Below are 18,135 nucleotides of genomic sequence, written 5' to 3' on the forward strand. Positions count from 1 at the left end.
GACCTGCTACGACGCCCCGGCCCCCGGCTCCCGCCCCAGGCCCCCCTCCCGCGCCTCCTCCAGCCCCCGCTCCCCCGCCTGCTCCTGCTCGCGCTCCAGCTCCGCCAGCGCCAGCAGTTGCTCAACGGTCATGTCCTCGGGGATCGGCACCGGCGCCGGGGTGCGCAGCGGCGGCTGCCAGCCCTCCTCCGGGGCCCACCGCCGTATGATCCGGGCCGGCGCCCCGGCCACCACGGCGTGGTCGGGCACCTCGCCCCGTACGACCGCGCCCGCCGCGACCACGACATTGCGGCCCAGCCTCGCCCCGGGCAGGATCACCGCGCCCGCGCCCAGCCAGCTGCCGGGGCCGATATGGACGGGCGCGGAGCGCGGCCACTGGCGGCCGATGGGCTGCTCCGGATCGTCGTAGGAGTGGTTGTCGCTGGTCACATAGACGTACGGGCCACAGAAGACATCGTCGCCGAACTCCACGGGCACCGACGCGATCACATGGCTGCCCCGGCCCAGCACCACACCGTTGCCGATGCGCAGAACCGGATCGGGGCCGAGGTCCACACCGGGCATCATGCCGGCGGTGAGGGTCACCTGCTCGCCGATGACGCAGTGCTCACCGAGCTCGATCCACGGTTCGCCGAAGAGGGTGCCCTGGGGAAAGGCCAGCCGGGTGCCGACGCCGATGCGGCCGAACCGGTACGGGCCGGGGCGCCCGGCCGTCACCGCGCCGGCCCGCTGCACGGCGCGCCATCCACGGTGGACCAGACGGGAGGTGACGCGCCCGCGCCAGCCCCGCCAGGATGAGAACAGGTTCTCGTTCTTCGGCATTCGCCCACCGTATCGGCCTATCGGGAGACCGTCAGCGTCACCCCGGCGTCCCCTGTGCGCTCCCGCGCCCCGGGGCCTCGCGCAGGACGCAGTCGCCGCACAACCCGCCGCCGGGCACGCGGTAGTAGAGACAGCAGGTGCGGCGCCGGTAGCCGAGCGGCGCGGTGCTCAGGGTGCCGGCGTCGCGCAGCGGCGGGTGGACGAGCTGGGCACGCGCCAGCTCGGTGGCCCGGTCCGCCGCCTCGGCGAGGCCGTGCGCCCGGCACCAGTCGTGCAGCACGCGCAGCGAACCGGCCAGCGCCGAGGCGGCGTTGCCCCACAGCAGCCGCTCCGAGACCCGGTAGGCCCGTCCGATGGCGCGGTGCAGCGGCATCAGATGGACGAACGCCGCGGTGCCCACCTGACCGGCGAGTCCTCCCGGTTCGCCCATCGCCGGCGGCACGCCGGGCCACCACAGGTCGTCGGGGGCGACTCGCCCGGGGTTCCACCACAGCCGGTCCGGCCGGAGGTGGGGCACCCGGCCGGTCAGGGCCGCCGGGCCGAGCGCGAGCGACCACACCCGGGCGGCGAGGCCCTGGAAGGCGAGCGAGGCCGCGACCCTCGGCTCATCGGTGCGCAGGCTCGCGGCGACCGCCTCGACCCGGGCGCGCAGCACCGGCCCGGCGGCCCCCTCGCCGGTCAGCCGGTACGCCTCGCCGATCCGTACGTACCCCTCCTCGCGGGGGTCACCGCTCCCGGTGCGCAGGGCGAAGAACGGCCCGACCCGCGCCGCTTCCGGCAGCGGCGCCTCATTCACCGTCGGCCGGGGCCCGGAACGCCTCCAGCAGCCGGTCCGCCGCCAGCGTGGCCGTCAGCGTGCCCTCGCGGACCCGCTGTTCCAGCTCGGGCCCGAGCCGCCGCACCTCGGGGTGGGCGTGCAGCCGCGCGAGCAACTGGTCGCGCACCATCGACCAGGTCCAGTCGACCTGCTGGTCGCGCCGCTTGGCCTGCAGCGCGCCCGTGGCCTCCAGCACCCGGCGGTGCTGCTCCAGGCGCTCCCACACCACGTCGAGCCCGGTGGACTCGCGGGCGCTGCAGGTGAGCACCGGCGGGTTCCAGGGCGCGTTTGGCGGCTGCAGCAGCCTCAGCGCGCCCGCCAGTTCACGGGCCGCTGACTTGGCGTCCCGCGCGTGGGGGCCGTCGGCCTTGTTGATGGTGACCACGTCGGCCAGCTCCAGGACGCCCTTCTTGATGCCCTGCAGCTGATCGCCGGTGCGGGCCAGGGAGAGCAGCAGGAAGGAGTCGACCATATTGGCCACCGCGGTCTCGGACTGGCCCACGCCCACGGTCTCCACCAGCACCACGTCATAGCCCGCGGCCTCCATGACGACCATGGACTCGCGGGTGGCGCGGGCGACCCCGCCCAGCGTCCCGGCGCTGGGCGAGGGCCGTACGAAGGCGTCGGGGTCGACCGCCAGCCGCTCCATCCGGGTCTTGTCACCCAGGATGGAGCCGCCGGTGCGGGTGGAGGAGGGGTCGACGGCGAGCACCGCGACCTTGTGGCCGGTCCCGGTGAGCATCGTGCCCAGGGCGTCGATGAAGGTGGACTTGCCCACCCCGGGCACTCCGCTGATGCCGATCCGCCGCGCCCCGCCGGTGTGCGGCAGCAGCTCGACCAGCAGTCGCTGGGCGAGGTCGTGGTGGTCGGGCCGGGTGGACTCGACGAGCGTGATCGCACGGGCGATGTACGCGCGATTGCCGTCGAGCACACCCTTGGCGTACTCCTCGATGTCGATCGTCCGCGGCATGGCCTTACAGCTCGTGGCCGAGGTCGACGGCCAGCTTCTGCACCAGGTCGTGGGCGGCGTCCGGGATGACCGTGCCCGGCAGGAAGACGGCGGCGGCACCGGCCTCGTGCAGGGTCTGGACGTCGTGCGGCGGGATGACCCCGCCGACCACGATGGTGATGTCCTCGCGCCCCGCCTCGGCCAGTTGCTCGCGCAGCGCGGGCACCAGCGTGAGGTGGCCGGCCGCGAGCGACGACACGCCGACGATGTGCACATCGGCCTCCACCGCCTGCCGCGCGACCTCCTCCGGGGTCTGGAACAGCGGGCCGACGTCGACGTCGAAGCCCAGGTCGGCGAAGGCGGTGGCGATCACCTTCTGGCCGCGGTCATGCCCGTCCTGGCCCATCTTGGCGACCAGGATGCGGGGGCGGCGGCCCTCCTCGCGCTCGAACGCCTCGACCAGCGCGCGGGTGCGGTCCACGCCGGACGACGGTCCGGCCTCGTCTCGGTACACACCGGAGATCGTACGGATCTGGCCGGAGTGGCGGCCATAGACCTTCTCCAGCGCGTCGGAGATCTCGCCCACGGTGGCCTTGGCGCGGGCGGCGTCCACCGCGAGCGCCAGCAGATTGCCCTCCAGGCCCGCGCCAGGACCGGACTCGGCGGCCGCGGTCAGGGCGCGCAGCGCGTCCTGGCAGACGGCCTCGTCGCGCTCGGCGCGCAGCCGCCGCAGCTTCTCGATCTGCTGGGTGCGCACCGCGGAGTTGTCGACCTTGAGGACCTCGAGCTGCTCATCGCTGTCGATGCGGTACTTGTTGACGCCGATCACCGGCTGGCGGCCGGAGTCGATCCGCGCCTGGGTGCGGGCGGCGGCCTCCTCTACGCGCAGCTTGGGGATGCCCGCGTCGATGGCCTTGGCCATGCCGCCGGCCGCCTCGACCTCCTCGATGTGCTGCCAGGCCCGCCGCGCCAGGTCGTACGTCAGCTTCTCGACGTACGCGCTGCCGCCCCACGGGTCGATGACCCGGGTGGTGCCCGACTCCTGCTGGAGCAGGATCTGGGTGTTGCGGGCGATCCGGGCGGAGAAGTCAGTGGGCAGCGCGAGCGCCTCGTCCAGCGCGTTGGTGTGCAGCGACTGGGTGTGGCCCTGGGTGGCGGCCATGGCCTCCACGCAGGTGCGCGCCACGTTGTTGTAGACGTCCTGGGCGGTCAGCGACCAGCCGGAGGTCTGCGAATGGGTGCGCAGCGACAGCGACTTGGGGTTCTTCGGGTCGAACTGCTTGACCAGCTTGGCCCACAGCAGCCGCGCCGCCCGCAGCTTGGCGACCTCCATGAAGAAGTTCATGCCGATGGCCCAGAAGAACGACAGCCGGGGCGCGAAGGCGTCCACGTCCATCCCGGCGTCCCGGCCGGCCCGCAGATACTCCACACCGTCGGCCAGGGTGTACGCCAGCTCCAGATCGGCCGTGGCTCCGGCCTCCTGGATGTGGTAGCCGGAGATGGAGATGGAGTTGTAGCGCGGCATCCGCTGCGAGGTGAAGGAGAAGATGTCGGAGATGATCCGCATCGACGGCTGCGGCGGATAGATGTAGGTGTTGCGGACCATGAACTCCTTGAGGATGTCGTTCTGAATGGTCCCGGCCAGCTTCTCGGGCGGTACGCCCTGTTCCTCGGCGGCCACGATGTAGAGCGCGAGCACGGGCAGCACCGCGCCGTTCATCGTCATCGACACGCTCATCCGGTCCAGCGGGATGCCGTCGAAGAGCTGCCGCATGTCGTAGATGGAGTCGATGGCCACGCCCGCCATGCCGACGTCACCGGTGACCCGGGGGTGGTCGCTGTCGTAGCCACGGTGGGTGGGCAGGTCGAAGGCGACCGACAGGCCCTTCTGGCCGGCCGCGAGGTTGCGGCGGTAGAAGGCGTTGGACTCCTCGGCGGTGGAGAAGCCCGCGTACTGCCGGATGGTCCAGGGCTGGTTGACGTACATCGTCGGGTACGGGCCGCGCAGATAGGGCGCGGCGCCGGGGTAGGTGCCCAGGAAGTCGACGCCTTGGAGGTCCTCGGCGGTGTAGAGCGGTTTGACCCCGATGCCCTCGGGGGTGTCCCACACCAGGTCCTCCACGCCCTTGCCCACGCTGTTCTGCAGCGCGGCGGCCCAGTCGCCGGAGCTGGGCACCGGGCCTTCGGCCGGTCCGTCCAGATCGACCGCCGAGAAGTCCGGGATCTTCCCCGGCTCCACCGGAGCGCCGGCCATCACGCCACCCCCATGGTGTTCAGAGCCGAGGAGAGCACCTCGACCGCGTCGCAGCCCGCGAAGACGTATCCGTCCACTCCGGCCCGCTCGTACTCATCCTGTTGTGTGCCCGGCCGTCCGGCCAGGTAGACCCGGGTCGCCCCGGCCGCCTTCAGCCGCTCGGCCACGGCGGCCGCCTCCTGTGCGTACAGCTTGTCGCTGGAGCACAGGCAGGCCACGCGGGCGCCGCTGGCGGCGAACGCCTCGGCGACCGTCTCCGTGGTCACGGTGGCGGGTTCGTGGACCGCCTCGATCCCGCCCGCCTGGAAGAGGTTGGCGGCGAAGGAGGCGCGGGCGGTGTGCGCGGCGGCGGGGCCCAGCGCGGCCAGGAAGATCCTGGGCCGGCTGCCCTCGGCCGCCAGGTGGGCGTCGACGCGGGTGCGCAGCGCCTCGTACGCCTCGTCGCGGCGCACCCTCGGCAGTCCGCCACTGGGCGGCTCCGGGACGGGCTCGCGCTCGACGGGCCGCTCGGCGAGGTTCGGGAACTCGCTGACGCCGGTGATCGGCTCCTTGCGGCGGGCGAGGTCGCGGCCGCGGCGCGCCCAGGTCTCGGCGAGCCGGTCGCGGACCAGCCCGGAGGCGAGGGCCGCGGCCATTCCGCCGGCGCGCTCGATCTCCTGGAACCAGGCCCAGGCGGCGCGGGCGACGTCGTCGGTGAGCTTCTCGACGTACCAGGAGCCACCGGCCGGGTCGATCACCCGGGCCAGATGCGACTCCTCCAGCAGGATCGTGGAGGTGTTGCGGGCGATGCGGCGGGCGAAGTCGTCGGGGAGGCCGATCGCGCTGTCGAAGGGCAGCACGGTGACCGCGTCCGCGCCGCCGACGCCCGCGGCGAGGGTGGCCACGGTGGTGCGCAGCATGTTCACCCAGGGGTCGCGCCGGGTCATCATCACCGGGGAGGTCACCGCGTGCTGACGCTGGGCACGCGCCTGGGAGGGCGCGCCGCACGCCTGCGCCACACGCGCCCACAGGCGGCGGGCGGCCCGGAGCTTGGCGATGGTGAGGAACTGGTCGGCGGTGGCCGCGTAGCGGAACTCCAGCTGGGCGCAGGCGGCTTCGACGCTCAGCCCGGCCTCGGTGAGGGTGCGCAGATACGCCACCGCGGCGGCGAGGGAGCAGCCGAGCTCCTGGGCCGCCCCGGCGCCCGCCTCATGGTACGGCAGGGCGTCCACGGCGAAGGCGGTCACCCCGGGGTGGTCGCGGTGGCAGATCCCCGCGAGGTCGGCCGCGGCGGCCAGCTGCCCGGCCAGGCCGTCGTCGCCTCCGGTACGGGCGGCGAGCCCCAGCGGGTCCGCGCCGAGGTTGCCGAGCGCGGCGCCCGGCGGCACCTCGCGGCCGGCGTAGAGCCGCAGCAGGGCGCGGGCGGCGTCCTCGAAGTCGGCGCCCGCGTCGAGGGCGACGGGGGCGAGGTCGAGGTAGACCCCCTTGAGCGCCTCGGGCAGGGCGTCCACGGGCACTCCGGCCGCGCCGGCCGCGAGCCAGATCGAACCGGCGCCGTTCTCCAGGTCGGCGAGGATCGCCTGGTTGGTGCGCGCCGGATCGGGGTGGGCGTGTCGCTGGCGTACGTCCCAGCCGGATACGGCGGAGCCCTCGGCCCGGCCGCCGCGTACGAAGGGTGCGAAACCGGGGAATCCGGCGTCCTGGGGCGCGTCTTCGGCGGTGTAGAGGGGGTGGACGGTGATGCCGTCCTCGAGCGCGGTCGCGAGGGCCTCTTCGGCCTCGGCGCCCACGGCGTCCGATGTGCCGGTTTTGCGCAGCACGCCTTCGACGAGGTGGCGCCACTGTTCTCGCGTCACTTCAGGGAAATCGTCGGCTAGGGGAAGCCCGTCGGGCAGGACCGTCATAGGAGGAGGCTAGTGGGGTCCACTAAAGCCGGAGCAGTGGTTAAGCCTGTGAGCTTACTCTCTAGTGATCTCAGGGGTGTGCTCTAGGGATTTCCGTAGTGGCGACCGCCCACGGCCGGGGTGGGTGAGGCGTATGGGCCCGGCGCGGGGTGCGGAACGGGCGCCCATGGTCGACGACGGCCCCGGATACAGACCGGCTGCTTGGAGATGGGACCGCCTCGGGCACAGAGAGGCCCGCCCGGTGCGACGGGGGATGCACACCGGGCGGGCTCGAAGACCTTTTTACCGCATCAGCGGGGGGTTATGCATCAAAAGCGTGTTCGCTTCCCCGGTTCACCATGCGACGGGCAGCGAGATCAGGCCACGCGCGCGGATCGACGGCCGCCACCGGAGCTCCTCCCGCGGGACGTCCAGCCGCAGCCCAGGAAAACGCCGAAGCAGCGCGTCCAGAGCGATTTCCAGCTCCATCCGGGCCAGGGGCGCGCCGAGGCAGTAGTGGATGCCGTGGCCGAGCGCAAGGTGACCGGACCGGCCAAGATGTGGATTGAAGTCGTCCGGATCCTTGAACTGGGCCGGGTCACGGTGTGCCGAGGCCACCGAGAGCAGCACGGTCTCCCCCGCGGGAATGGTCACACCGCCGATCTCGATCTCCTCGAGCGGGAAGCGGCGGATCCCCAGCGACGCCGGGCCCTCGTACCGCGCCAGTTCGTCGAAGGCGGCCGCGAGACCGCTCGGATCCGCGCGCAGCGTCCGGAGGACCGTGGGGTGGTCGAGCAAGGTGAGCACCGAGTTGGCGATGAGGTGGACGGTGTTCTCGTAGCCCGCGAGGAGGATGAGGAAGGCGAGCGAGGTCAGTTCGTCCTCGGTGAGCCTGCCGTCGCCGTCCCCGGCCTCGTCGTCGCGGACCCGGATCAGATCCGAGAGCAGATCGTCCCCGGGCTCGGCGCGCTTCTTCTCGATCAGCCCGGTGTAGAAGCGGAGCATGCCGCCGACCGCTTCCTTCGCCGCCTGCGGCCGCGCCGGATCGGGGGTGATCAGGGCGTCGCTCCAGGCCCGGAAGTCGCGCCGGTCGCGCTGCGGGACACCGAGCAGATCGCAGATGACGATGATGGGCAGCTGTCCGGCGTAGGCGGCGAGCAGGTCCGCGTGGCCGTCGGACGCGATGGCGTCGAGCAGTTCGTCGGCGATCCGCCTGACCGGTTCGCGCATCCGCTCCACGCGGCCGGGGGTGAACGCCTTGACCACCAGCCGGCGCACCCGGGTGTGGTCCGGCGGGTCCATGTTGAGCAGATTGGCGTCGAGGGCGGGCGGCAGGGAGAAGCCGCTGTAGTTGCCCGGGGCGGCGTGGCGCTTGTCCAGGGCCAGGCGCGGATCGGCGAGCAGCCGCCGCACATCCTCGTAACGGGTCACCAGCCAGGCGGGTCGTCCGTCGGTGCCGGCGATCCGATGGACCGGGCCGGCCTCGCGGAGCGTGGCCAGGGCCGGGTAGAGGTCCTCGATCATCGGGGCGGTGTCAACGAGCTCCGGGCCGTCCGTTCCGGCGGCGTGCGCGGTGTTCTGCATGGATCCCGACTCTAGGCGGTGGCGTCCTCCGGGCCTGAACGGGTGGGGCGTTTCCGCCCGTCCGGGCGATGCGCACGGATGCGCGTGGTGGTGGCCGGGAGGCGGCGCCGGGGCTGAATCCCCCCGGCGCCGCCTGTGCCACGGGCGGCCCCGACCCCCGTCCAGGGCCACCTCGTCTGTGATCCCCCCGTTCACCGCCGCTGGGCGGCGGCCCCCTCCCTCAGTTCCGCGAGCACCTCGTCCACGAGCGGCAGGTGATAGACGTCGGCGACACGGGCCAGATGCTCGTGTTCCTCCACCAGTTCGGCCCCTGTCGTCATCACCACGCTGTCCGCCGCGGACTCCGGCACATGTCCCGCTGCTTGATTCAGCAAACCGCGTCTGAGCGCCGCTGCTTCCACTACGGCAGCAAGTTGCCAATCGTCGAGTCGCGCCGCGCCGGCCTTGACATGCGCGATCTCCAGGACGCTGGCCTCCACATGGCGCCGTACGCCGCGCTGGACGTCGCGGATCTCCGCCATCTGACGGTTGGCCCGCCACTCGAGGTCCGCGAACGGCCACCAGGCGGTCCAGCGGGAGTGGCCCATGGACACCTCGGGGGCCTGCTCGGTGACCTCCCGCCACAGCGGCCGCAGCCTCCGGAAGCGGCGCCACGCGGACGCCCGCGGCCCCACGGCGGGGATGGCGAAACCGGCCAGCACCAGGAGCGCCGCGACCGAAGCGGTCAGCGGGGCGACCCCGTTGGAGAGCCAGTACAGCTCACGGCCCGCCCAGGAGAAGACGAAACCGATCAGCTTGCAGGCGCAGTACGCCAGTCCCAGCCAGCATCCGGCGGCCAGCACCCGCAGCCCCCGGGCCAGCCATGAGCCGCGCAGGCTGGCGGCATAGCGCGGGCAGAGGATGCCGAGCCCCGCCAGACCGGCTCCGAAAATGGCCAGATACAGCACCAGGAAGAGGACCACTCCCGGGGCGTCCGCGTAGGCGGTGCTGAAGTCGCGGGGGTGCTCGACCGCGTCCGGGCGGCCGACCGCGAAGCCGATGATGGCCACGGTCCATGCCACGGCCACGGCGGCGAACACCACGACGGGCCGCACCGCCGACCCCGTCCAGCGCAGCAGCAGCACCAGGGCGCCGGTGGCGAACACCACGACGGAGGAGTAGAGGAAGACCATGGCGAGATTGGCGACGCCCACCAGGCCGTCGAACCAGCGGTAGACGCTGGGCGCGGAGAGCAGGAACACATTCGCCACGGCCGCCGTCATCACACAGGCCAGGCCGAGATCGGCGTTGGCACGGTCGCGGAACCAGGCCCGGGCCTTGTATCCGGCCATCGCCCAGGCGGCGGCGCCGAAGCAGAGATACACGAGGTCAAACACCGGTGTCACCGCCCGGTTCACCGCGTACGCCACCGTCGGCGCCGCCGGTGCGGTCGCCCCCATCGGCGCGGTCCGCGCGGTCGCTGCGGACGTGGCGCAGCGCCGGGCCGAGCGCCGCGGCGAGTTCGGCCGCCCGGCCCTGGAGCGGCAGTCCATGGTCCGGCGAGGTCGGCACCACATGCTCCATCAGCAGCGTGCCCAGCACCTCGGTCTCGCGCTCGGTGAGGTTGTCGTAGCAGTGGTGGCGGGCGAAGTCCGGGGTCATCCCCAGCCGGCGCATCGCGGTGGTCACATCGACGGACGGCGTCCACATCCGCAGCGCGTCCTCGGTGACCGCCGGGTCCTGCTCGTGTCCGAGCAGGAGATGGCCGATTTCATGCAGCACGATATGGATCTGGTGCCAGGGGGACGTCCTGAGCTCGTAGAAGATCCAGTAGTCCTCGTCGGTGGAGGCGGTCATGCCCGAGACCACACCGCCCAGGCTCATCGGCACCAGGTGGACGGGGCGTCCGACGCGGCGGGCGACGAGATCGCACAGACCGGGCAGGTCGGTCGAGGCGGGCAGCCCGAGCTCCTTGATGAGCTGCTTGCACTGCCGCCGTATCCGGCCCACTCGCATGCCTGTACCACCCTCGTATCCGGTCTGCCGCCAGGAGGAGAACAGTTCCGGGTCATCGGCGGCCATTCGTCGCCTCGCCGTCCGGACCGCCCGAACCGTCCGTTCCCGCGGCCCCGTTCGGGCCGGGAGGCTCGGGCGGAAGGTTCATCTGCTGCCGGAACTGGGAGATGATCGTGGTGAGACTGTCCTGGACCTCCGGTGGGAGGCCCACGGAGCGCAGCGCGATGCTGCGGACCCGCTTGTCGCGCATCGCGACGAGGAACCGTACCTCCTCCTCGACCCGCTCGGCCTGCGAAGGCGAGAGGTCGCCCAGCAGATAGCCGACGGGCACGGCGAAGAACTTGGCGAGCGCCCGCAGCACATCCGGGCTGGGATTGGTGCGCTTGCCGTTGCGCAGCATCGACAGATACTGCTCGGTCACGCTCACCCCGCCGTACTCCTCGCCGCCGCTGATCTCCTCGGCGACGTGGGCGTTGGTGTACGGCGCGCCCGGCGGGTGCATGGTGGTGAACAGGTAGTTGAGCCGGTCCGCCAGCGGGCTGTCGGCGGCGTCCGGTGACCTGTCGGCACCCGCTGCCATCTGCGCCCCCTCACGGCTGCTCCCGGGCTCGAACACCCTCACGGTTGGTTAAGGCGGACGATGCCGCGCGACGCATCCTGCCATGTCCATCGCACAGCACACCAGTCCGGTGCCGAATCGTGGGGGCGGCCGACTTAACTACCAGTTGGTAGCTGGGCCAAGAGGGTGATCGATCAGGCGAGGGAGGAGGTCGGCCGACGGCCGCGATGTCCGCTTGCTGCCAGCGTCCGCGGCCGAGGGGCCGGTGTCCTCCCTCGCTCTCAGCGCATGCGCCGGGCGCTCAGTCCACGCTCTGGAGAATGTGCGGCTCGGCGAGGTCGTCCTCGTAACCGGCGAGTCGGATCGGTGCGGAACGCGCCCATACTTCCAGACTGCCCACCTCCGTGGCCTGCACGAACCGCCCGCTGTTATCGGCGCGCGCATCGTCGCTCTGTGTTTGTTCGGGGGTCACCGCACACTCCCTCGTGTCGGCTGAACCGGATCTGTCGTCAGATTAACCAGCGTCTGAACGGTCCGCGCGTCGATTCTCAGGGACTGGACAACGAGCCGTCGCCGAGACCCCCTTCCGCGCCCGGTGGCCGCGCGGAGCCGTCCGTGGTGAGCTGGTACGTACGAGACCCACCGAACGCGTCTCACGTGCTGGACAGCGCCGCATCCCAGGCCACATGGCCGTCCGGGCGCACCAGCACCGCGTTCCGGCCCGCCCAGCCGTCATGGGCGGTGGTCGGGCGCGCGGCCACGGTCCGTATCCGGTCCGGACTCCCGGTGATCGCCTCGGCGGCGGCGCGGGCGTCGGCGGCGCCCGGGCCGTCGGCCGCCCCACTCCCCGCATCGCCGCCCGGGCCGAGGTGGAGCAGTACGAAGCGCCCATCGGCCAGCAGCGGATACAGGCTGGGCTCGGGCGCCCCGTCCAGCCCGAGGTCGGGGGCGCGGGTACCGGCCAGTGAGTGGCCGCCCCCGGCCTCTCCCGGCTCCCCCGCCTGCCCGGCCTCCCCCGGCTTCCCCCCGGCCGGGCCGTAGGCCACGTCCAGCGCGGAGAGCTCCCCGGCGAACTGCCGGTTGACCGCCGGGTGAGCGGCCAGGAGCCGGCCGAACACCGAGCGCAGGGCGCGCACGTCGGCGGTGTGCGTGGCGCCGAGCACGGTCTGGGCCTGGGTGTTCTCCAGCAGCGCGGCCCCCACGGGGTGGCGCTCGGCGTGGTAGGTGTCCAGCAGCCCCTCGGGGGCGCGGCCCTGGCACACCGCGGCCAGCTTCCACCCGAGGTTGAAGGCGTCCTGGAGCCCCACGTTCAGGCCCTGGCCCCCCATGGGCATATGCATATGCGCCGCGTCCCCGGCGAGCAGGATGCGGCCGTCACGGTAGCGGGCGGCCTGGCGGGAGGCGTTGCCGAACCGGGACAGCCAGCGGGGCGCCCGCATCCCGAAGTCCGTGCCCGCGACCTGGCGCACATATCCGCGCAGCTCGTCGAAGGTGAGCGGCTGATCGGCGGGGACGGTGAGGGACTCCCCGGTGGAGCCCGCGATGCGGTGGTGTCCGTCGGCCAGCGGGACGACCAGGAAGCCCCCGTGCTCATTGTCGACCGAGGGGGCCGAGGGCGGCGCGTCGAGCACCACATCGCCGAGGAAGCCGGTTGTGGTGGCGCGGGTGCCGGGGAAGTCGATACCGGCGGAGATCCGTACGGTGCTTCCGGCCCCGTCGCAGCCCACCACCCAGGCCGCGCGCAAGGTGTACGTCCCGTCGGGGCCCGCCACATCCACCTCGGCGGCGTCCGCGTCCTGGCGCACCTCCAGCGCCCGGTGCTCCCAGCGGATCTCCCCGCCCAGCTCCCGCAGCCGCTCCTCCAGCAGCTGCTCGGTGCGGAGTTGCGGCAGAACCAGCGTGTACGGGAAGCGGGTGTCCAGCACGGAGAAGTCCAGCCGGACCGGCAGCCCGCCGTAGTGCCCGGTGGGCATTGGAACGCCCTCGCGGACGAACGGCCCGGCCAGACCGCGCATCGCCAGCACCTCCAGGGAGCGCGGATGCAGGGTCAGCGCCTTGGAGTGCGGGCTGCGGGCGGCGGCGCGCTCGATCACGGTGACGCCCACACCCACCAGCCGCAGTTCGGCGGCGAGCAGCAGCCCCACGGGTCCGGCCCCCACCACGACGACGTCGTTCACCACACCATCTCCCTTGTCGCGCGATCCATCCCTTGATCCCTCTCTTGATCCAGGATCAACAATCTGCCCCCAGTAGACTTGATCCTGGATCAAGACGCAAGCGAAGGAGATCGGCGGCATGGGCCTGGACCGCACGGCCGTGGTGACGGCGGCGCTGGAACTGCTCGACGAGGCGGGGCTGGACAAGCTCACGATGCGCAAGGTGGCCGAGCGGCTGGGCGTGCAGCTCAACACCGTCTACTGGCACGCCTCCAGCAAGCCCCGGCTGCTGGAGCTGATGGCCGACACGATGCTCGAGGGATGCGCCGACGCGCCGCTCCCGGACTCCTGGGACGACCGGGCGTGCACCCTGGCCCACCGCTATCGCGCCGCGCTGCTCTCCCGCCGCGACGGCGCACGGGTCGTGGCCGGGACATATGTCGCCGAGGAGCACACGCTGCGCTTCGCGGACGCCCTGACCGGCGCGTTCCTCAGCGGCGGCCACAGCCCCGCCGAAGCCGGCTGGCGAACCTGGTCGCTGGTCTACTTCACACTCGGCCTGACCCAGGAGGAACAGGCCGCCCAGGGCATCGGCGGCATGGAGCCGCTGCTGCGGGCGGCCACCGCCGAGCGCTTCCCCGCCCTCGCCGCGGTCGCCGGACACTTCGGCGACTTCGAGCACCGCTTCCAGCACGGCGTCGGGCTGATCGTCAAGGGGCGGGAAGCAAGCGCGTAACCCGCCCTCTCAGGCCCGGGAGGTCCGAGGTCTTACCGCGTCTGCCGCCATGCGGGCGCCATTTTCCCCATGACTGCCCGCCGTCCATCCGATGTTTATGGCGCACAAGGGGTTCCGGTTCTGCCACGCGGGCTGCATCATGCCCGCGGGGGTTCAGATCGTGGAACCTCAGGCATGTACGTGACCGCCCGCTGCCGCCCCCGCAGAAGATCGCCCGCACCCGGTTCACATCCCCTGGAGTGTCATGTCATCCGCACTCACCCGAAGGACAGTCGTCGGCACCGCCGTGGCCGCCGGTGCCGCCGCCGGACTCGCCGGCCCGGCCACCGCGTACGCCGCCGAGCCGCAGGCCCCCGCCGCGGCCACGGCCGCCCACCCCGCGGGGGACCCCTGGGCCACGGTCCTCGCCGACGCCGACATGGTGTGGCAGAAGCTGCCGCAGACCTGGTACGAGGGCCCCTTCCTCGGGAACGCCCTGCTCGGCTCGGGCATCTACGCCGAGCCGGGCGACGCGAACGCGGTGCGCTTCAATGTGCAGCACAGCGAGGTCCAGGACCACCGGCCGGAGTTCGGCTCCCTCTTCGGGCTCGCCCGGCTGCCCATCGGGTACTTCACCCTGGAGCCGGTCGGGGCCATCACCACCATCGACTGGCGGCTGCGGCTGCGCGACGCCGAGCTGACCGGGACCATCACCACCGACCAGGGCACCCTCCGTCTGCGTGCCCTGGTCCACAACTCCCGTTCCCTGCTGGCCATCGAGGTGACCCCGAGCGCCGGTGAGGCCGCGTTCCGCTGGGTGTTCCACCCCGCCGAAGCCATCAGCCCGCGGGTCGACTTCAAACCGGTCCCCGACGGCTACACCGGCAACCCCCCGGCCGTCGTCGAGGACCACCACGGCATCCGGGCCGCCGTGCAGCCGCTGCTCGCCGGCGGACAGCATGTGACGGCCTGGCGGGAGCGGACCCACGCGGGGCGGCGGACGCTGTATGTCACCGTTGCCCACTCCCACCCCCGGCGCACCGCGCGCGACCGTGCGCTCAAGGACATCCGGTTGGCCTCGGCGCTCTCCTACGACGTCCTCGCGCCCAGCCATCGCGCCTGGTGGCACGCGTACTACCGGAAGAGCTTCCTCTCCCTCCCCGACGCCCGGCTGCAGCGCTTCTACTGGATCCAGCTGTACAAGGTGGCCGCGGCCGCACGCGCCGACGCCCCCGTGATGGCCACCTCGGGCCCCTGGCTGGAGTCCACCCCGTGGCCCGCGACCTGGTGGAACCTCAATGTGCAGCTCGAGTACTGGCTGATCCACGGCTCCAACCACCTCGAACTCGACGCGGTGACCCGGGCGCTCGGCGAATTCCGCGACAACCTCTCCAACCAGCTCGACACCCCGTACCGCAAGGACTCGGCGGGCATTCCCCGCACCACCGACATCCACCTGGTCAACGGCGGCGACGCGGCGAACGGCGGCTACGCGGTCGGCATCCCCGGCCAGGACCCACCCACCCCCGAGGTCGGCAACCTCACCTGGGCGCTGCACAACGTCTGGCTGACCTACCGCCACACCATGGACGAGGCGGTGCTGCGCGAGGTGGTCTACCCGCTGCTGCGCAAGGCCATCGCCTACTACCTCCACTTCCTCACCCCCGGCAGCGACGGCAAGCTGCATCTGCCCGCCACCTTCTCGCCCGAGTACGGCGTCAACGCGCCCGACTGCAACTACGACCTGATGCTGCTGCGCTGGGGCTGCGCCACCCTCCTGGACTCGGCCCGGCTGCTCGGCGTCAAGGATCCCGCCGCGCCGCGCTGGCGGGAGGTGCTGGCCAAGCTCACGCCGTACCCCGTCGACGAGAACGGGTTCATGATCGGCGCGGGTGTCCCGTTCGCCAAGTCCCACCGCCACTACTCCCATATGCTCGCCGTCTATCCGCTCTACGAGGTCACCTGGGAGGACCCCGCCAAGCGCGAGCTGATCGAGACCTCCCTCAACCACTGGGTCGGCTTCGAGGGCGCGCTCCAGGGCTACACCTTCACCGGCGCCGCCTCGATGTCCGCGCAGATGGGGCGTGGTGAGGACGCGCTCAAGTACCTGGGCGAGCTGATGAGCCGCTTCATCCAGCCGAACACCATGTACAAGGAGTCGGGCCCGGTCATCGAGACTCCGCTGTCCGCCGCGCAGTCGCTGCACGACATGGTGTGCCAGAGCTGGGGCGGGGTGATCCGGATCTTCCCCGCGCTGCCCGCCGCCTGGCGTGAGCTGGTGGTCCACGACTTCCGCACCCAGGGCGCGTTCCTGCTGAGCGCCGCCCGCGAGGACGGCCGAACCCGCTGGGTGCGGCTGCGCAGCGAGGCGGGCGCGCCCTGTGTCGTGCGGCATTCCCTCGACGGGCCGATCGAGGTGCGGGACGTGCGCGGGCGGCGGCTGCCGTACGAGACCGTGGGCACGGGAACGATCCGGATCGCGCTCCGCAGGGGCCAGGAGGCGATCATCACCGCCCGCGGCGACCGCCCGGACCTGACGGTGCGCCCGGTCCAGCCAGGCGAGCCGGCGCCGCGCTGGGGGCTCCCCGCGTCCTGACCCTCCGGCAGGATCTCCCGGCACGCATCTCCCGGCCGGGCCCGGCCGGGAGATGCGGCGGTCCGGGCCGGTCGGTCCGGTCCGATGACGCGGTCGGTTCGACGGCACGGTCCCGTCGGTGGAGCGGTCCGGATCGGCCCGATCGGCGTCCGATGACGACTGCCGACCGCCGATCCGGGATACCCATCACGCATGAGACGCATCAGTGACTTCGACCGCCGGCTGTTCGCGCGGGTCGCGGACAGCCGGCTCCGCGGCGCCCATCCGCTGCTGCCCCGGCTCAGCCGGGCCGCCGACCACGGCCGGCTGTGGTTCGGCACCGCCGGAGTGCTCGCCACGGTGGGCGGCCGCACCGCGCGGCGGGCCGCGCTGCGCGGGATCGGCTCGCTCGCCGCCGCCTCACTCGTGTCGAACGTCGTGGTCAAGTGGACGGTGGAACGCAAGCGTCCGGTCATGGACACGGTGCCCCTGGTCCGCCGGCTGCGCCGGCAGCCGTGGACCAGCTCCTTCCCCTCCGGGCATTCGGCCTCCGCCGCCGCCTTCGCCACCGGGGTGGCCCTGGAGTCCTCGCGGTACGGCCTGATGGTCGCCCCGCTCGCCGCCGCCGTCGCCGCCTCCCGGGTCTACGTGGGCGTCCACTACCCCAGCGATGTGCTGGCCGGAATCGCCCTCGGCGCCGGCGCCGCCGCGCTGACCTGCCGCTACTGGCCGCCGCGCCCCGAGGCTCCGGCGCAGGCCCGGCCGCGGATCTCGGCGCCCGCCCTGCCCAAGGGCGAGGGACTGGTGGTCCTGGTCAACCAGCGGGCCGGGACGGCCACCCCCACCGGCGGATTCACGGTCGCCGAGCAGTTGCAGGTGCTGCTGCCCGCCGCGGAGATCCTGGAGTGCGGGCCCGACGACGACTTCATGGACCTGCTCCAACAGGCCGCCCGGCGCGCCGCCGACCGGGCCGGGGCGCTGGGCATCTGCGGCGGGGACGGCAGCGTCAACGCCGCCGCGACGATCGCGGCCGAACGCGGGCTGCCGCTCGCCGTGTTCCCCGGCGGCACCCTCGACCACTTCGCGCTGGACGTCGGCGTACCGGCCTTCGAGGACACCGCGCACGCCGTGACCGAGGGCGACGCCGTGGCCGTGGACCTCGGCCGCGCCACCCCCCTCGCGGGAGGCGGCGGGACCAGCCAGTTCGTCAACACCTTCAGCATCGGGTTCTACCCGGAGCTGGTGCGGATCCGGGAGAGCATGGAGGGCCGGCTCGGCAAGTGGCCCGCGGCCGCCGTCGCGCTCACCCGGGTGCTGCGCGCCGCGAGCCCCATGGAGGTCGAGGTCAACGGGCGGCCGCGGCGGCTGTGGATGCTGTTCGCCGGCAACGGCATCTACTCCCCCGAGGGTTTCGCGCCCGCCTACCGTCAGCAGCTCGACGACGGGCTGCTCGATGTGCGGGTGATCGACGGCGAGGAGCGGCTGGCCCGCACCCGGCTGCTGATCTCGGCGCTCACCGGCACGCTCGGGCGGTCCCACGTCTACACGACGCGGCGCATGCGCCAACTGCGGCTGTCGGGCCTCCACTCCGTGGACAGCCGGGCCTACGATGGAGAGGTGGCCGCCGACCCCGCGGAGGAGCTGCTGATCGACAAGTGGCCGGGGGCGCTGACCGTCTACCGCCCCGCCGAGCCGCAGAACGAACTGCTCCAACGGGCCCGTACGGCCGCCGCGAAGGCCCCCCATTGGTGGAGGTCTCTACTACGCAAGTAGTACTCGGAAATCTGTGCTCAAGGACGACGACGGGGGCGCCTCCCACCGTCAAGGATGAGGGCATGGACGACGAC

At 72.5% G+C, this 18,135-nt stretch carries 14 protein-coding genes; 3 read left to right on the forward strand and 11 right to left on the reverse strand.

Features of this window, described 5'->3' with window-relative positions; genetic code table 11:
• Nucleotides 1-6 precede the first annotated feature (6 nt).
• The 11 genes from ACFYOY_RS11925 to ACFYOY_RS11975 form a co-directional block, all read right to left on the reverse strand.
• On the reverse strand, nucleotides 7-822 hold the full coding sequence (locus ACFYOY_RS11925) for an acyltransferase (protein ID WP_388586344.1): 816 nt from the start codon (nucleotides 820-822) through the stop codon (nucleotides 7-9).
• Nucleotides 823-859: 37 nt separating this feature from the next.
• The gene (locus tag ACFYOY_RS11930; protein ID WP_351884643.1) at nucleotides 860-1,618 is read right to left on the reverse strand and encodes a (2Fe-2S)-binding protein; all 759 of its coding nucleotides are present in this window, start codon (nucleotides 1,616-1,618) and stop codon (nucleotides 860-862) included.
• Nucleotides 1,611-2,609: a methylmalonyl Co-A mutase-associated GTPase MeaB gene (gene meaB, locus ACFYOY_RS11935; protein WP_351884640.1), complete on the reverse strand. Its 999-nt coding sequence runs from the start codon at nucleotides 2,607-2,609 to the stop codon at nucleotides 1,611-1,613. Before meaB ends, ACFYOY_RS11930 begins: the two co-directional genes overlap by 8 nt.
• A 4-nt stretch (nucleotides 2,610-2,613) precedes the next feature.
• Entirely contained in the window at nucleotides 2,614-4,842 is a 2,229-nt protein-coding gene (scpA, locus tag ACFYOY_RS11940) for a methylmalonyl-CoA mutase (RefSeq protein ID WP_388586347.1), read from the reverse strand.
• Nucleotides 4,842-6,725: a methylmalonyl-CoA mutase small subunit gene (mutA, locus tag ACFYOY_RS11945; protein ID WP_388586349.1), complete on the reverse strand. Its 1,884-nt coding sequence runs from the start codon at nucleotides 6,723-6,725 to the stop codon at nucleotides 4,842-4,844. The genes scpA and mutA overlap by 1 nt, the downstream gene beginning before the upstream one ends.
• Nucleotides 6,726-7,058: 333 nt before the next feature.
• Nucleotides 7,059-8,288, reverse strand: coding sequence for a cytochrome P450 (locus tag ACFYOY_RS11950; protein WP_351884631.1), 1,230 nt, complete (start codon nucleotides 8,286-8,288; stop codon nucleotides 7,059-7,061).
• A gap of 191 nt (nucleotides 8,289-8,479) precedes the next feature.
• On the reverse strand, nucleotides 8,480-9,664 hold the full coding sequence (locus tag ACFYOY_RS11955; RefSeq protein ID WP_388586352.1) for an MAB_1171c family putative transporter: 1,185 nt from the start codon (nucleotides 9,662-9,664) through the stop codon (nucleotides 8,480-8,482).
• A complete protein-coding gene (locus ACFYOY_RS11960) occupies nucleotides 9,657-10,349 on the reverse strand; it encodes a hypothetical protein (protein WP_351884625.1) in 693 nt (230 codons plus the stop codon). Before ACFYOY_RS11960 ends, ACFYOY_RS11955 begins: the two co-directional genes overlap by 8 nt.
• A complete protein-coding gene (locus tag ACFYOY_RS11965; RefSeq protein WP_351884622.1) occupies nucleotides 10,336-10,863 on the reverse strand; it encodes a helix-turn-helix transcriptional regulator in 528 nt (175 codons plus the stop codon). Before ACFYOY_RS11965 ends, ACFYOY_RS11960 begins: the two co-directional genes overlap by 14 nt.
• Before the next feature lie 280 nt (nucleotides 10,864-11,143).
• Nucleotides 11,144-11,314, reverse strand: a complete 171-nt coding sequence (locus ACFYOY_RS11970) for a hypothetical protein (protein ID WP_014056925.1) — start codon at nucleotides 11,312-11,314, stop codon at nucleotides 11,144-11,146.
• Nucleotides 11,315-11,495: 181 nt separating this feature from the next.
• A complete protein-coding gene (locus ACFYOY_RS11975; RefSeq protein WP_351884618.1) occupies nucleotides 11,496-13,022 on the reverse strand; it encodes an FAD-dependent monooxygenase in 1,527 nt (508 codons plus the stop codon).
• Between the two features lie 115 nt (nucleotides 13,023-13,137).
• Between ACFYOY_RS11975 and ACFYOY_RS11980 the strand changes: the two genes are divergently transcribed.
• The 3 genes from ACFYOY_RS11980 to ACFYOY_RS11990 all read left to right on the forward strand — a co-directional run bounded on the left by ACFYOY_RS11980 (nucleotide 13,138) and on the right by ACFYOY_RS11990 (nucleotide 18,061).
• Entirely contained in the window at nucleotides 13,138-13,734 is a 597-nt protein-coding gene (locus tag ACFYOY_RS11980) for a TetR/AcrR family transcriptional regulator C-terminal domain-containing protein (RefSeq protein WP_351884616.1), read from the forward strand.
• A gap of 244 nt (nucleotides 13,735-13,978) precedes the next feature.
• Entirely contained in the window at nucleotides 13,979-16,309 is a 2,331-nt protein-coding gene (locus ACFYOY_RS11985) for a glycoside hydrolase family 95-like protein (RefSeq protein WP_351884613.1), read from the forward strand.
• Nucleotides 16,310-16,501: 192 nt separating this feature from the next.
• Nucleotides 16,502-18,061: a phosphatase PAP2 family protein gene (locus ACFYOY_RS11990; RefSeq protein WP_351884610.1), complete on the forward strand. Its 1,560-nt coding sequence runs from the start codon at nucleotides 16,502-16,504 to the stop codon at nucleotides 18,059-18,061.
• Nucleotides 18,062-18,135: the final 74 nt, after the last annotated feature.

The sequence above is a fragment of the Streptomyces sp. NPDC007875 genome (genome assembly GCF_042868035.1).
GTDB classification, from domain to species: Bacteria; Actinomycetota; Actinomycetes; order Streptomycetales; family Streptomycetaceae; genus Streptomyces; species Streptomyces antimycoticus.